14 protein-coding genes, 1 rRNA gene and 1 pseudogene are annotated in these 15,532 nt (G+C 51.5%); 8 read left to right on the top strand and 8 right to left on the bottom strand.

The features are described 5' to 3' along the window. The first annotated feature begins 15 nt into the window (after nucleotides 1-15). The 4 genes from dnaE to tilS all read left to right on the top strand — a co-directional run bounded on the left by dnaE (nucleotide 16) and on the right by tilS (nucleotide 6,320). Nucleotides 16-3,498, top strand: a complete 3,483-nt coding sequence (gene dnaE / locus DW47_RS0104665) for a DNA polymerase III subunit alpha (protein ID WP_029685219.1) — start codon at nucleotides 16-18, stop codon at nucleotides 3,496-3,498. A gap of 12 nt (nucleotides 3,499-3,510) precedes the next feature. Beyond that, entirely contained in the window at nucleotides 3,511-4,470 is a 960-nt protein-coding gene (gene accA / locus DW47_RS0104670; RefSeq protein WP_029685220.1) for an acetyl-CoA carboxylase carboxyl transferase subunit alpha, read from the top strand. Between the two features lie 135 nt (nucleotides 4,471-4,605). Then, on the top strand, nucleotides 4,606-4,995 hold the full coding sequence (locus DW47_RS0104675; RefSeq protein ID WP_029685221.1) for a VOC family protein: 390 nt from the start codon (nucleotides 4,606-4,608) through the stop codon (nucleotides 4,993-4,995). Next, on the top strand, nucleotides 4,992-6,320 hold the full coding sequence (tilS, locus tag DW47_RS0104680; protein WP_029685222.1) for a tRNA lysidine(34) synthetase TilS: 1,329 nt from the start codon (nucleotides 4,992-4,994) through the stop codon (nucleotides 6,318-6,320). The genes DW47_RS0104675 and tilS overlap by 4 nt, the downstream gene beginning before the upstream one ends. A gap of 24 nt (nucleotides 6,321-6,344) precedes the next feature. Here the strand turns inward: tilS and rof are convergent, their stop codons facing one another. After that, complete coding sequence (rof, locus tag DW47_RS0104685) at nucleotides 6,345-6,605, bottom strand: Rho-binding antiterminator (protein ID WP_029685223.1); 261 nt, start codon at nucleotides 6,603-6,605, stop codon at nucleotides 6,345-6,347. Between the two features lie 349 nt (nucleotides 6,606-6,954). Between rof and DW47_RS0104690 the strand changes: the two genes are divergently transcribed. Together DW47_RS0104690 and arfB are read left to right on the top strand one after the other, a co-directional pair. After that, nucleotides 6,955-7,500, top strand: a complete 546-nt coding sequence (locus tag DW47_RS0104690; protein ID WP_029685224.1) for a YaeQ family protein — start codon at nucleotides 6,955-6,957, stop codon at nucleotides 7,498-7,500. Then, nucleotides 7,497-7,916, top strand: a complete 420-nt coding sequence (arfB, locus tag DW47_RS0104695; protein WP_029685225.1) for an alternative ribosome rescue aminoacyl-tRNA hydrolase ArfB — start codon at nucleotides 7,497-7,499, stop codon at nucleotides 7,914-7,916. The genes DW47_RS0104690 and arfB overlap by 4 nt, the downstream gene beginning before the upstream one ends. A gap of 5 nt (nucleotides 7,917-7,921) precedes the next feature. Here the strand turns inward: arfB and DW47_RS0104700 are convergent, their stop codons facing one another. From DW47_RS0104700 to metN, 7 genes and pseudogenes are all read right to left on the bottom strand, one after another. Continuing rightward, the gene (locus DW47_RS0104700) at nucleotides 7,922-8,449 is read right to left on the bottom strand and encodes a GNAT family N-acetyltransferase (RefSeq protein WP_029685226.1); all 528 of its coding nucleotides are present in this window, start codon (nucleotides 8,447-8,449) and stop codon (nucleotides 7,922-7,924) included. 137 nt (nucleotides 8,450-8,586) lie between these two features. Then, nucleotides 8,587-10,305, bottom strand: coding sequence for a proline--tRNA ligase (gene proS / locus DW47_RS0104710; RefSeq protein WP_029685228.1), 1,719 nt, complete (start codon nucleotides 10,303-10,305; stop codon nucleotides 8,587-8,589). 89 nt (nucleotides 10,306-10,394) lie between these two features. Continuing rightward, nucleotides 10,395-11,102: pseudogene (tsaA, locus tag DW47_RS16250) on the bottom strand (tRNA (N6-threonylcarbamoyladenosine(37)-N6)-methyltransferase TrmO). After that, the gene (rcsF, locus tag DW47_RS0104720; protein WP_029685229.1) at nucleotides 11,102-11,497 is read right to left on the bottom strand and encodes an Rcs stress response system protein RcsF; all 396 of its coding nucleotides are present in this window, start codon (nucleotides 11,495-11,497) and stop codon (nucleotides 11,102-11,104) included. Before rcsF ends, tsaA begins: the two are co-directional and overlap by 1 nt. A gap of 125 nt (nucleotides 11,498-11,622) precedes the next feature. Further along, nucleotides 11,623-12,441, bottom strand: coding sequence for a MetQ/NlpA family lipoprotein (locus tag DW47_RS0104725; RefSeq protein WP_029685230.1), 819 nt, complete (start codon nucleotides 12,439-12,441; stop codon nucleotides 11,623-11,625). Between the two features lie 35 nt (nucleotides 12,442-12,476). Further along, on the bottom strand, nucleotides 12,477-13,130 hold the full coding sequence (locus DW47_RS0104730; protein WP_029685231.1) for a methionine ABC transporter permease MetI: 654 nt from the start codon (nucleotides 13,128-13,130) through the stop codon (nucleotides 12,477-12,479). After that, nucleotides 13,123-14,154: a methionine ABC transporter ATP-binding protein MetN gene (gene metN, locus DW47_RS0104735; protein WP_029685232.1), complete on the bottom strand. Its 1,032-nt coding sequence runs from the start codon at nucleotides 14,152-14,154 to the stop codon at nucleotides 13,123-13,125. Before metN ends, DW47_RS0104730 begins: the two co-directional genes overlap by 8 nt. A gap of 323 nt (nucleotides 14,155-14,477) precedes the next feature. On the opposite strand from metN, the gene gmhB reads away from it, so the two are divergent. Together gmhB and DW47_RS0104745 are read left to right on the top strand one after the other, a co-directional pair. Beyond that, nucleotides 14,478-15,041, top strand: coding sequence for a D-glycero-beta-D-manno-heptose 1,7-bisphosphate 7-phosphatase (gene gmhB, locus DW47_RS0104740; RefSeq protein WP_029685233.1), 564 nt, complete (start codon nucleotides 14,478-14,480; stop codon nucleotides 15,039-15,041). A gap of 416 nt (nucleotides 15,042-15,457) precedes the next feature. Next, nucleotides 15,458-15,532, top strand: a 16S ribosomal RNA gene (locus DW47_RS0104745); the annotation flags it as partial.

A 15,532-nucleotide genomic window follows, 5' to 3' on the forward strand; every position in this document is an offset into this window, starting at 1 on the left:
AACACCGGATATTCTATGGCTGAACCCCGTTTTATACATCTACACGTACACAGCGACTATTCCATGATCGATGGACTGGCGAAGACAGGCGCGTTGGTCAAAAAAGCAGCTTCTCTGAATATGCCGGCGATCGCGATTACTGACTTCACCAACCTGTGCGGGCTAGTGAAGTTTTATGGTGCGGCCCATGGGGCGGGTATTAAACCGATTATCGGTGCAGATTTTCGTGTCGCCAGTGCTCTAATGGGTGATGAACTGACCTTGCTGACGGTGCTGGCAATGGACAATACCGGTTACCAGAACCTGACTCTGCTGATTTCCAAAGCGTATCAGCGCGGTTACGGTATCCATGGGCCGGTGATTGACCGCGAATGGTTGGCAGAGTTAGGTGAGGGATTGTTGCTGTTGTCCGGCGGACGTCGTGGTGATGTTGGCCGCAGCCTGCTGCGTGGTAACAGCAGTATGGTCAATGACTGTCTGGCCTTCTATCAGCAGCACTTTGCTGACCGTTTCTATCTTGAATTGCATCGTACTGGGCGTACGGACGAAGAGGAATACCTGCATTTGGCGATTGAGCTGGCAGAAGCTCAGGGGATCCCTGTGGTCGCGACCAACGATGTATGCTTTCTTAACGAAAGCGACTTCGATGCCCACGAGATCCGCGTTGCTATCCACGATGGTTACACCCTTGATGACCCTAAACGCCCACGTCTGTACAGTGAACAGCAATATTTGCGCAGTGAGCAGGAGATGTGTGAGCTGTTCAGTGATCTGCCAGAAGCATTAGAAAACAGTGTTGAAATTGCCAAACGCTGTAATGTGATCGTACGGTTAGGGGAGTACTTCTTGCCGCAGTTCCCCACCGGTGATATGACCACTGAGGATTTCTTGGTGGACAGTTCGCGGAAAGGGCTAGAAGAACGTCTAGAGTTTTTGTTCCCAGACCCGCAAGTGCGTGCGGAGAAGCGGCCAGCCTATGACGAACGCTTGCAGATAGAACTGGATGTGATCAACCAGATGGGCTTCCCGGGATACTTCCTTATCGTCATGGAATTTATCCAATGGTCTAAAGATAACGGTGTGCCGGTCGGGCCGGGAAGGGGCTCCGGTGCCGGCTCACTGGTGGCTTATGCGTTAAAGATCACCGACCTCGACCCGCTAGAATTTGATCTGCTGTTTGAACGCTTCCTTAACCCAGAACGTGTCTCCATGCCCGACTTTGACGTCGATTTCTGTATGGAAAAACGCGACCTGGTGATCGAACACGTTGCCGATATGTATGGCCGTGACGCGGTATCACAGATCATCACCTTCGGCACCATGGCTGCGAAAGCGGTTATCCGGGACGTTGGACGAGTACTGGGCCATCCTTACGGCTTCGTCGATCGTATTTCCAAACTGGTGCCACCAGACCCGGGAATGACCCTGGAAAAAGCCTTTGCCGCCGAACCTCAGTTACCGGAAATCTACGAAGCTGACGAAGAAGTCAAAGCGCTGATCGATATGGCGCGTAAGCTCGAAGGAGTGACCCGTAATGCCGGTAAACATGCCGGTGGGGTAGTGATTGCGCCAACCAAAATTACCGACTTTGCTCCGCTGTATTGCGATGATCAGGGCCAACATCCGGTCACTCAGTTTGATAAAAACGATGTTGAATACGCCGGTTTGGTTAAATTCGACTTCCTGGGGCTGCGTACCCTGACGATTATCAACTGGGCATTAGAAATGATTAATGCCCGGCGTGCCAAGCAGGGTGAACCGCCGATAGATATCGCTTCTATTCCCCTTGAGGATAAGAAAAGTTTCGATATGTTGCAGCGTGCTGAAACGACGGCGGTGTTCCAGTTAGAATCCCGTGGAATGAAAGATCTGATTAAGCGTCTGAAGCCGGACTGCTTTGAGGATATGATCGCCTTGGTCGCCCTGTTCCGCCCCGGTCCGTTACAGTCAGGGATGGTAGATAACTTTATCGACCGTAAACACGGCCGTGAAGAGATTTCTTACCCAGATATTCAATGGCAGCATGAAACCCTACAGCCGGTGCTGGAGCCGACCTATGGCATAATCCTCTACCAAGAACAGGTCATGCAAATTGCCCAAGTACTGGCAGGTTATACTCTCGGCGGCGCAGATATGCTGCGACGTGCCATGGGTAAAAAGAAGCCGGAAGAGATGGCCAAGCAGCGTTCCGTGTTCCAAGAAGGTGCGGAAAGAATGGGTGTCGACGGGGAACTGTCGATGAAAATCTTCGATCTGGTAGAGAAGTTCGCCGGATATGGATTTAACAAATCCCACTCCGCTGCCTATGCATTAGTCTCCTACCAGACACTGTGGCTGAAAGCCCATTACCCGGCAGAATTCATGGCTGCGGTGATGACCGCAGACATGGATAATACTGAGAAGGTGGTCGGGCTGGTGGACGAATGCTGGCGGATGGGCTTGAAAGTGCTACCACCTGACATTAATTCCGGCCTGTACCCGTTCCACGTGAATGATGACGGTGAAATCGTGTACGGTATCGGCGCTATCAAAGGGGTGGGTGAGGGGCCGATTGAGGCTATTCTTGAGGCCCGTAACAACGGTGGCTACTTTAAAGAGCTGTTTGACCTGTGTGCCAGGACCGATATTAAAAAAATAAATCGCCGGGTGATGGAAAAACTGATAATGTCCGGAGCCTTTGATCGTCTGGGGCCACATCGGGCGGCATTGATGAGTTCGCTGAATGATGCGCTAAAAGCGGCGGATCAGCATGCGAAAGCCGAAGCTATCGGTCAGGCTGATATGTTTGGCGTTCTGGCTGACGAGCCGGAACAGGTCGAGCAGTCCTATGCCAGTGTATTGCCGTGGCCGGAACAAGTTAGGCTGGACGGTGAGCGTGAGACCCTGGGTCTCTATCTGACCGGCCATCCGATTACCCAGTATATAAAAGAGATAGAACGGTATGCCGGGGGGGGACGCCTTAAGGATATGCACCCGACAGATCGTGGTAAGATAACCGTCGCGGCTGGGCTGGTCCTGGCGGCGCGCGTTATGGTGACCAAACGTGGTAACCGAATTGGCATCTGTACCCTTGATGACCGCTCTGGGCGTCTTGAGGTCATGCTTTTCACTGATGCCCTTGATAAATACCAGCATCTGCTGGAAAAAGATCGTATTCTGATCGTTAGCGGACAGGTCAGCTTTGATGATTTCAGTGGCGGCCTTAAAATGACCGCCAGGGAAGTGATGGACATCGATGAAGCACGGGAAAAATATGCCCGTGGACTTGCTATCTCGCTGACGGACAGGCAAATTGATGACCAGCTTTTAAACCGTCTCCGTCAGTCCCTGGAGCCGCATCGTTCTGGGACCATTCCGGTACATCTCTACTATCAGAGAGAGGATGCTCGGGCAAGGTTGCGCTTTGGTGCATCGTGGCGAATCTCGCCCAGTGATCGTCTGCTCAACGATTTGCGTTTATTGATAGGGTCGGAGCAGGTGGAACTGGAGTTTGACTAAAACAGGAACATTATGAGTCTTAATTACCTGGATTTTGAACAACCAATTGCAGAACTTGAAGCGAAAATTGATTCGCTGAAATCTATTGGTCGTCAGGATGAAAAACACGACATTAATCTGGATGAGGAAATTCAGCGTCTGCGCGAGAAAAGCGTTGAGCTGACCCGTAAAATTTTCTCTGATCTGGGTGCATGGCAGGTCGCGCAGCTCGCGCGTCATCCGATGCGTCCTTACACCTTGGATTATGTTCGTCATGCGTTTGAAGATTTTGATGAACTGGCCGGGGACCGTGCCTATGCCGATGATAAAGCCATTGTCGGGGGGATCGCCCGTTTAGACGGACGTCCGGTGATGATTATTGGTCATCAGAAAGGCCGTGAAACTAAAGAGAAAATCCGTCGTAACTTTGGTATGCCAGCACCAGAAGGTTACCGTAAGGCTTTGCGCCTGATGGAAATGGCTGAGCGTTTTAAAATGCCAATCATTACCTTTATCGACACGCCAGGGGCTTACCCAGGTGTGGGTGCCGAAGAGCGTGGTCAGTCAGAAGCCATTGCCCGTAACCTTCGTGAAATGTCAGGCCTGACTGTACCGGTGATCTGTACCGTGATCGGTGAAGGCGGCTCCGGTGGTGCACTGGCGATTGGTGTCGGCGATAAAGTAAATATGCTGCAATACAGCACCTATTCGGTTATCTCTCCGGAAGGCTGTGCGTCTATCCTGTGGAAAAGCGCTGATAAAGCCCCGCTGGCGGCTGACGCGATGGGCATCACTGCACCACGCTTACAGGAACTGGAACTGATCGATACGGTGATCCCTGAGCCTCTGGGTGGCGCGCACCGTCAGCCGGAAACGATGGCACAGTCATTGAAACAGCAGTTACTGACTGATCTGGCAGAACTGGACGGATTATCCGAAGAAGAGTTACTGAACCGTCGTTATCAGCGTCTGATGAACTACGGTTATGCCTGATTAGTTGTGCAGGTGTGACAGTGAGGCCGCCCTTTAGGGCGGCCTTTTGCGTTGAGAGGGCACTCAGACCGTTGAACAACCGCCAGCCATCCTTTACTCTTCACCGTTCGGCACCCTGTTGAGTGACCCTAGATTATGCCCAGCCTGAAACGTATTCATCATATCGCTATTATTGCCTCTGATTATTCGAAAAGCCGTGATTTCTACTGTCGGATCCTCGGCCTGACCTTGCTTTCGGAAACCTATCGTGAAGCCCGTGACTCTTGGAAAGCCGACCTGGCCCTTGACGGGCAGTACGTGATCGAACTGTTTTCGTTCCCACAGCCACCACCACGCCCCAGTTATCCTGAAGCCAGTGGTTTGCGTCATTTAGCGTTTAGTGTTGAGAATATTGAGCAATCGGTAGCGGAACTTGAAGCAGCCGGTGTTCGATGTGAACCGGTTCGTAGAGATCCACTGACCGGTAAAGGCTATACCTTTTTCAGTGACCCTGATGGACTACCGCTGGAGCTTTGCCAGCAATGAGCGCCAAGATTCTGTTATCTGAAGAGCTCGGATTAGGCGGGCACCAGCGGCTGTTGGTCGCTTTTAGTGGTGGGTTGGATTCTACCGTGTTGTTGCATTGCTTGGCATCGTTACGCGATACACGCAAGCTGACAGTGCGTGCTGTGCATATTCATCATGGTCTCAGCCAGTACGCTGATAAGTGGGCTATTCACTGTCAGCAAGTCTGCAAGCAGTGGGAGATCCCACTGACGGTACAGAAAGTAACGCTGAATGCCGAGGGGAAGGGTATTGAGGCTGCCGCCCGAGAAGCCCGCTATGCTGTGTTTGCAGACATGCTTGCGGCTGATGAAACCTTGGTAACGGCCCATCATCAAGACGACCAATGTGAAACTCTGCTGTTGGCCTTGAAACGGGGAAGCGGGCCAGCTGGATTGTCCGCCATGCCGAAACAGCGCTCTTTTGCCGCGGGCTGGTTGCTCAGACCGTTGCTGCCGTATCGCCGACAGCAACTTGAGGCTTACGCTGCCCGTTATCAATTGCGCTGGGTAGAGGATGACAGTAATCAGCAGCAGATTTATGACCGTAATTTTTTACGGCTGGAGGTGTTACCCCTGCTGGAACAGCGCTGGCCGTACTTCACCGCGACTGCGGCACGCAGCGCCGAACTCTGTGCCGAGCAGGAGAGCTTGCTGGATGAGTTGCTTAAAGAGACACTTGACGGACTTATCACCCCACAAAACAGTCTGCCCGTCGCACCACTGGAAGCGATGAGTCCGTTACGACGGCACGGGCTGTTACGCCGCTGGCTGGCCTACTGTGGCGCACCGATGCCCTCACGGGCAGTATTAGATAAACTGTGGCAGGAAGTGGCGCTCAGCCGTGAGGATGCTAACCCGCGGATTGTATTGGGGAGCGGTGAGCTGAGACGTTATCACCAGCAACTGTGGTGGGTAAGGGTATTTCCCAGTCAGCGACAACAGCAGCTCACTTGGCCAGACTTACGGCAACCGTTGTGCTTGCCTGCCGGTCTGGGCCAACTGATGTCTGCCCCTCAGGGGATTCGTTTACCGCTGCCGCGTCCGGATGAGCAGGTAAATGTCCGCTTTACGGCGACCGGTAACTTGCATATCTGCGGCCGTGAGCGCGGGCGTACGCTTAAAAAGCTCTGGCAGGAATCGGGCATCCCTCCTTGGCAACGGGAAACTACGCCAATCCTGTTTTATGGCCAGCAGCCGGTTTGCGCACCGGGTGTATTTGTCACCCGTTTTGCTGACAGTACAGGCCTTGCAGAGGATGGTTGCTGGCATTTAGTGTGGCGCAAGCCAGAGAGGGCAGGACAGTAATGAAACTGCCCTGCGGGAGAAGGGTTAATTGTCGCTGATGACCACTGTGCCGATTTGTGGGTGGCTGAAACTGCGGATACTGTCGAGGCGTAACTGGCGTGGCTCACCACTGGCTTCAGCAACCAGGTACTCGACATTTTTACGTGTCAGCAGGTCACTGGCTTTTGCCTGCAGCGTCTCACCGTTTTTAAGCTCAATGGCTAAAACCAAGTGATGCTGGCAGGCGAGTTCCAGATTGTCATAGTCATCACAGTTGATCGGTTGATAAGTTTCATTCACTGACATAGTCGCTCACCCTCTGATCTTAGCGGCTGTCGCCGCATGGTCCCTGAAATATCCAGTCGTGCTCATTTCGGCATACTCCGCGGGCCAGAATATTACTGTGCCGCGCGGTAAGGCGTTTATCGATTTCCGATGTCGCAGGCCCGCGTCACTGGGTCCTATTCGGCAACCTGTACTCACAACACCTCCTTTCGGTCTCCGCGACCCTTTTCGTGTACGGATGTTACCAGCCTATGCCGTCATTAGGCCGATAGCAAGTCTCGGCATTGCAGACCGCAGGTGCGGTTAAGGATTGTGGTGATACCAACGGTGGCTTTCCGTTACAATAACGGATTCAGCAAATGGAGGGGCTATGGCCTTAAAAGCAACCATCTATAAGGCGGCAGTCAATATTGCCGATCTTGACCGGCAATATTTTTCTGATGTCCAGCTCACCCTGGCCCGACATCCTTCTGAAACGGCAGAGCGGATGATGCTGCGGTTGCTGGCCTGGGTCTTGAATGCCGGCGATAAACTGCAATTCACCAAAGGACTCTCATCAGAGGATGAGCCGGAGCTGTGGGAGCATCACGATTATGGTCGCGTAAGGCTGTGGATCGAGCTGGGGCTGCCGGAAGAGCGCCGTCTGAAGAAGGCCTCATCCCAGGCTGACCATGTGATCCTCTATGCTTACAGCGAGCGGGCCGCTCAGGTTTGGTGGCAGCAGAATCGTGATAAACTGGCGGCGTTAGGCGGATTAGATATCTGGTATCTGGATGATGAACAACTGTTCCGCCTGAGTGCGTTCGCAGACCGGAATATGACTCTACAGTTTACCCTACAGGAAGGGGTCATCTGGTTATCTGACGGCGAACGGCACGCAGAATTTCAACTGACACATTGGCAGGCCGCAAAATGATTGAAGTGACCCGTACAATCCGTCTGAACCCGGAGGACATCAGCCTCAGTGCGATCCGTGCTCAGGGAAACGGCGGGCAACATGTGAATAAAGCCTCTACCGCAGTGCATTTGCGCTTTGATATCCGCGCCTCTCAGTTGGCGGAAGAGGTCCAACAGAAGCTGCTACGGGTGAATCATCATTTGATCACCGCGGAGGGTGTGGTGGTGATCAAATCGCAGTCGTTTCGCAGTCAGGACAAAAATCGTAGCGCGGCGATTGAGCGGCTGGTGGCATTGATCCGCGAACTCACTTATGAAGAGCCACCCCGTAAGGCGACCCGTCCGACTCGGGCATCGAAATTACGTCGGCTACAATCGAAATCTCGGCAGTCGGCGACCAAGTCATTACGCGGTAAAGTGCGCGGCACTGAATAACCGCGTTATAGGTCTTCGCCAATACGGTTCAGTGATTTATAAAAGTAAGTGGTACTTTCCATTTCGCCGGCCGCATTGGTGACATATTCAGGGATAGTCCCCACTTGTTGATACTCCTCAGACCTATACAGCAGTGAGGCGTTGTCCCCGGTACGGGTATCCAGTACCAGTAGCGTGCGCTGATGCTCGGCGGCGAGGGTCTCCAAGGCGGTGAGTAATTGGCGGGCAATGCCTTGGCGTCGGAAGGCGGTATGGACCATCAGTTTTTCCACTTCCGCGCGATGGAGACCGTTTTTCTTCTGACATAAGGCCAGTTGTATCGCGCCGGCAATTTGTCCCTGTTCACGGGCGATCAATAAACAGCGGCTACGCTCGGTGAGAGAAGGCTGGAGACTGCGCCAGTAATCGTCAGCTTCGTGCTCCTCCAGTGGGGAGATAAACCCGACAGAGGCACCGCTGTCCACACAATCGGTCAGCAGAGCGGATAAACCGGCAAGGTGAGTCTCTATATCGGGTAAGGTTTCAATGAGCATGGGCAGTCGGCTCCTTGACGATCAGCCAGTTATGGATAAGCCAGAGTATAACCTTAAGCGGGGGGCCGGCGGAATAGAGTGATAAAAAAGTCCGTCACCGGCGGTGACGGACTTCACTGTGTGACGGATAGCGGGGATCAGGCAGAAATGCAGGAGGTCAGGTAACTGATAATTTCATCAGCGTTGATCATCTGTTTTTCTGCATCGCGGCGGTGTTTGTACTCGATCAGGTTATTGTCGAGGTTACGATCACCGATAACGATGGTATGCGGGACACCAATCAGTTCCATATCCGCGAACATGACCCCTGGACGCTCTTTACGGTCATCGAGGATAACGTCGATGCCTTTGGCGCGCAGTTCGTCATAGAGTGACTCAGCCAGTTGCTGCACACGGAAGGATTTGTGCATGTTCATCGGCAGGATCGCGACTTGGAATGGCGCTAAAGCATCTGGCCAAATAATGCCACGTTCGTCATGATTCTGTTCGATCGCAGCAGCCACCACACGGGTAATGCCGATACCGTAGCAACCCATAGTCAGGGTCTGGTTACGGCCATCTTCGCCCTGTACCGCGGCTTTCATCGCTTCAGAGTATTTGGTTCCCAGCTGGAAGATATGACCGACTTCGATACCCCGTTTGATCTGCAGTACACCTTGACCATCCGGGCTACGATCACCTTCGACCACGTTACGGATATCGGCGACGCGAGCTTCTGGCAGGTCACGGACCCAGTTAATACCGAATAAGTGTTTACCGTCGATATTCGCGCCAGCGCTGAAATCACTCATCTTCGCCACGGTACGGTCAGCAATAACGGGGATTGTCAGGCCGACGGGACCGAGTGAACCGGCACCAGCACCGACCACAGCACGGATTTCGTCTTCGGTCGCGAACGTCAGTGGTGCAGCAACCACGTCCAGCTTCTCAGCTTTGACTTCGTTCAACTGGTGGTCACCACGAACCAGCAGTGCGACTAAAGTATGACCACTTTCTTCTGTCGCTTTTACCATCAGTGTCTTGACGGTTTTTTCGACAGGAAGGTTGAATTGCTCCACAAGTTCAGTGATGGTTTTAGCGTTGGGAGTGTCTACCTGAGTCATGGTTTGAGTGGCTTCTGCACGTTCACCCTGTGGTGCTACCGCTTCAGCCAGCTCGATATTGGCGGCATAGTCCGAGGTATCAGAGAAGATGACATCATCTTCGCCATTCTTCGCCAGTACCTGGAACTCGTGAGACGCACTGCCGCCAATAGATCCGGTGTCTGCTTGAACAGCACGGAAGTCCAGTCCCATCCGAGTAAAGCTTTGGCTGTAGGCCTGATACATGGCATCATAGGTTTCCTGCAGTGACGCCTGAGTGGTGTGGAAAGAGTAAGCATCTTTCATCACAAATTCACGGGAGCGCATCACACCAAAACGCGGGCGGACTTCATCGCGGAATTTGGTCTGGATCTGATACAGGTTCAGCGGCAGCTGCTTATAAGAACTCAGTTCATTACGGATCAGGTCTGTGATGACCTCTTCATGGGTGGGGCCAAGGACAAACGGACGTTCGTTACGATCTTTAATACGCAGTAATTCTGGGCCATATTGCTCCCAGCGGCCGCTCTCTTCCCACAGGTCTGCTGGCTGTACCACCGGCATGCTGATCTCGACCGCACCGGCGTTATCCATCTCTTCACGGACAATCTTTTCAACCTTTTTCATCACCCGTAGGCCCGTCGGCAGCCAAGTATATAACCCGGAAGCCAGTTTACGGATCATACCGGCACGCAGCATTAACTGATGGCTAATTACCTCAGCATCAGAAGGCGTCTCTTTAAGGGTGGAGAGCAGATATTTAGTAGTACGCATTAATTAATATTCCAGTTAAACGGAAGGTCGGAAAGTGATTCTGTCTGGACGCTAGTGTAACAGTGAGTCGCGTTGTCAAAAAGCGTGATTTAATCCGGTTCGATAGCAAACACCCAGTTAGCGCCATCAATGACCCGCCAGCGGATATTGAAGGTCAGCAGACGGACCGCATAGTCACGGTTATCTTCCCCCTGCTTGCGGTAGGCCGGTCGTGGATCCTGGGCCAACACATCGGTCAGGAAGGCTTCAAGGTGAGGGTAGCTGGCATGCAGTTGTTGCAACTGCTGCGCAGCCTGCGGAGTAAAACTTACTGGCATACCGGCCTCTGGGGCCAACTGCGCATAACCTGCCCGTGCGTCCGGCAGAGCTTCAGCAAAAGGCAGGTAAGGTTTGATATCAATCACCGGCGTGCCGTCTACCAGGTCCAGGCTGTCTAGCTCCAAGATCACCTGCTGCTTTGCGGTGCGGATCCCTTTTAGGGCAACCAGCGACATGCCCAGCGGATTTGGGCGAAATGTCGAGCGGGTGGCAAATACGCCCATCCGCTGATTGCCGCCTAAACGGGGAGGGCGGACCGTGGGGTGCCAGCCCTGTTGCATGGTCTGATGAAAGACAAACACCACCCACAGGTGACTAAAATCCTCCAGCCCCCTCACAGCATCGGCCTGATTGAAGGGAGGCAATAAATGTAACTCGCCGCCGCCGTGTCTGACCAATCCTGGTTACCGAGGAACCGCAAATTTTTCTTTCCACGGGGAACGGATAACACCGATTTGTTGAAAACTGAACTCGCTCATTACTGAGACACTTGCAGCGCAGAGCCTTGGCAGACTGCTTGGTGATAACAGCCTTCCGCTGTGGTAATCACTGTACATTGATGTAACAGCACCGCATTAGCCTTCAGTTCCGATGCGTTGATTTGCATGCGTTTTCGGGCGGTAGCGATAGTAGCCGGTGCGCTTTGAGCGGTGACTTGGCAATCTTCACCAGAAACTTCCCCTCTGTCTTTAAAGGGCTTATTCACCAAATCCGTGGCAGAGGTAAAAATTTCTACCGGATGATGGACGGGTTTGTTGTGAGACGGCTCCGTTGTCTTGGCAGGGAAAAGCGGCTGATGTGGCGCTGGTGTTTCATGACGGGCAGTACAGCCCGTCAGCATTAATGCAAACACGCAAAGCGGAAACAGACGCATTAGAATATCCTCATCAAATATAATCAAAAGCTATTGAAACAAGAGCTCAGGTAAATAACAAGTCACCCTGAGATAAATAAAAAAGGGCAGCATCGCTGCCACCCTCTGTTCGATCAGATATTAGCTTACCAGCCTTTTACGGCACCGCCGTTAAAGATCTTATTGGCTGCTGCAGCCACTTCATCAGACTGATAGGCTTTCACAAAGTTCTTCACGTTCTGTGCATCTTTATTATCTTCGCGGGTAACGATCAGATTGACGTAAGGTGAGTCTTTATCTTCAACAAAGATCCCGTCTTTTGCGGGCGTCAGGCCAATCTGACTAGCGTAAGTGGTATTAATCACTGCCAAGGTAATCTTGTCATCATCCAGAGAACGCGGTAACTGCGGCGCTTCCAATTCAACAATTTTCAGGTGTTTCGGATTTTCGGTGATGTCTAAGGTGGTAGGCAGCAGGCCGACACCGTCTTTCAGTTTGATCAAACCCACTTTCTGTAGCAGCAGTAATGAACGGCCCAGATTAGTCGGATCATTAGGGATAGCAATCTGATCGCCATCCTTCAGTTCGTCCAGAGATTTAATTTTCTTGGAGTAACCTGCAATCGGGTAAACGAAGGTATTCGCGACCGGCACCAGTTTATAACCACGGTCTTTGATCTGTTGATCAAGGTAAGGTTTATGCTGGAAAGCGTTGGCATCAATATCGCCTTTACTCAGTGCTTCGTTTGGCAGCACATAATCGTTAAAGGTGACCAGTTCAACATCCAGACCGTATTTCTGTTTAGCGACCTGTTTTGCCACTTCAGCGACTTGTTGTTCGGCGCCCGCAATCACGCCGACTTTAATGTGATTTGGATCTTCTTTGGCTTTTTGATCGCAGCCTGTCAATGCGATCGCACCAATCAGGGCACCCACTGCGGCCAGTTTTTTAAAGGTAAAGGTCATATATGAGTCCTTACTATAAGTATCAGAGAATGTTTTTATTTATGTGTGACTGCGCGAACAATACGATCGCCACAGAACTGAATTAAATACACCAGAACGACCAGTAACACTAATACCGTATTCATCACTACTGCGTTATAACCGATATAACCGTATTGGATACCGATCTGCCCCAGCCCTCCAGCCCCTACGGCTCCGCCCATTGCGGAGTAACCGACTAGGGTAATCAGGGTAATGGTGGCGGCATTAATTAAACCGGGTAAGGCTTCAGGTAATAACACTTTACGGATAATTTGCATCGGGGTGGCACCCATGGCTCGGGAGGCCTCAATCAGTCCGGCAGGTAACTCCAGCAGCGCATTCTCTACCATACGTGCAATAAAGGGGGCCGCACCAATGGTCAGGGGAACGATGGCCGCCTGTAATCCGATGGAGGTTCCAACCAGTACGCGGGTAAAAGGGATCATCCAGACTAGTAGGATAATAAACGGAATCGAGCGGAAAATATTTACTATCGCCGAAATAGTCCTGTACAGCGATTTGTTTTCAATAATCTGCCCAGGACGGGTGATATACAGCAGTACACCGACCGGTAGGCCAATGACAAAACCAAAAAAACCGGAGACAAAGGTCATAACCAGTGTTTCCCAGACGCCGCCCGCCATTAACCATATCATCGGGTCAGACATAACCTAATACCTCTGCTTTTACATGTTGTTCACGCAACCACAGGATCGCTTGTTGCGTATTGTGACTGTCTCCGGCCATTTCTGTCAGCATAATGCCGAACTTCACGCCTCCGGCGTAATCCATCTGCGCACTGATAATGTTGCAGTCTACCGAGAAACGGCGGGCGACTTCGGATAATAGCGGTGCATCTACTGACTCGCCGGTAAATTCGAGACGTAATAGCGGAATTTTTCCATCAGCGGCATGAGGGCTGAGGCGTTGCCGGTAATCATCCGGGATATCCAGATGCAAGGTTGATTGAATAAACTCTTGGGCCAGAGGTGTCTTAGGATGAGAGAAAACTTCGCTGACCTGATCCTGCTCAATCAGCTGCCCTTGACTGATAATGGCCACCTGGTCACAGATACGCTTTACCACATCCATTTCATGGGTGATCAGCAGGATAGTTAATCCTAGGCGGCGGTTGATATCCTTCAGCAGTTCGAGAATAGAACGGGTGGTTGCTGGATCCAGGGCACTAGTGGCTTCATCACACAGCAGGACTTTAGGGTCACAGGCTAGTGCGCGGGCGATAGCAACACGCTGCTTCTGACCGCCAGAGAGGTTGCCGGGATAGGCCTCTTTTTTTTCTGACAAGCCGACCAGTTCCAGCAGGGCAGTGACCTTTTGGTTGATCTCTGCACGGGGGCGGTTTTCCAGTTCCAAAGCCAACGCAACATTGCCGAAGACAGTTCGGGAATTCAGCAAGTTGAAATGCTGAAATATCATGCCGATCTGGCGGCGTGCCAGAGTGAGGGCTTTGTCAGAGAAAGCCGTCAGCTCCTGACCATCAACCAGCACTCGGCCAGAGGTCGGGCGCTCCAGCAGATTTACGCAGCGGATCAGCGTACTTTTACCAGCACCAGATGCACCGATGACGCCGTAAATCTGTCCGGCGGGGACATGCAGGCTGACATCGGACAGTGCCGTAATCGTCCGAGTCCCCTGCGTGAACACTTTGCTGATGTTTTCTAATTTAATCATCTAATTAATCGATATTATGTAAGATATTTCGTTAGTAGTCAGACATAAATGCAGTGACTCTGTCTGTGATGGTGAGGATGTTAAGGCATCCAGACGTCTAAATCAATGAAACTCTTAGCAGGAATTCATCTGTCGGTGAATCATTTGATGGCTATCAAATAATGCGTGTTGCAGCGTGTTTACTACACAGTGAATTCATCAATGAAATTCAGACGTATGCGCTTCCCATATAAATGAAACACTAAGGAGGCCACGAAGGCTTTTATTACACACCGGACAATGAACATGCGATACTGTCGGCCATTGAACAGAGGAGTAAATTTGTGGCGAACAAGATACCGGCTATTTTCTTAGACCGTGATGGCACGATTAATATTGACCATGGTTTTGTCCATCAGATCGATGACTTTCAATTTATTGATGGGACTATCGAGGCGATGCAGGAACTTAAGAAGATGGGCTATGCGCTGGTGGTTGTCACCAATCAGTCGGGGATTGCCCGAGGTAAGTATACCGAAGATCAGTTTATGCAACTGACCGAGTGGATGGACTGGTCGCTGGCCGACAGAGAAGTAGAGCTGGATGGCATCTATTTCTGCCCACATCATCCACAAGGTAGCGTTGCGGAGTACACACAGGTCTGTGATTGCCGTAAGCCGCAACCAGGCATGTTGCTGTCTGCACAACAGCAACTGGATATCGATATGGCCGCCTCTTATATGGTTGGTGATAAGCGTGAAGATATGTTAGCGGCTCAAGCAGCTGGGGTAGGGCATAAAATTCTGGTTCGCAGCGGCCAGGCGTTGACCCAAGATGCGGAAAGCGCCGCGGATGTGGTACTGAACAGCCTTGCAGAACTGCCCGATTTGATTAAGAAAACAGCGTAAACTTCACTAAATTGCGCATTTTGGGTGAAAATCAGACAAACAGAAATTAATTTCAAATAAACCCTTGTCAGAAAAAATTAACTCCCTATAATGCGCTCCCACTGACACGGCAAAGCGCGATGCGCAGCGGCGTGACAGGGACTGAAGCGATTCGGTCCGGAGAAAAAATCATGAAAAAGTGATTGACTCCTGAGGTGAAAAGCGTAATATACGCCACCTCGCAACAACAACCTAAACGGTTGAGTTGCAACGCTCTTTAACAATTTATCAGACAATCTGTGTGGGCACTCGCAAGATTGATATCAACGTCCTCGGACGTAAAATATATCAAGTCTTAAGAGTGAACACATAATGAAATTCATTATGAGTGTTTTACACTTGAGCATCGTTGAGCTCGTTTCAGCAAATCAAACTTTAAATTGAAGAGTTTGATCATGGCTCAGATTGAACGCTGGCGGCAGGCCTAACACATGCAAGTCGAACGGTAGCAC

Source organism: Tatumella saanichensis (assembly GCF_000439375.1).
In the GTDB taxonomy this organism is placed as follows: Bacteria; Pseudomonadota; Gammaproteobacteria; order Enterobacterales; family Enterobacteriaceae; genus Tatumella; species Tatumella saanichensis.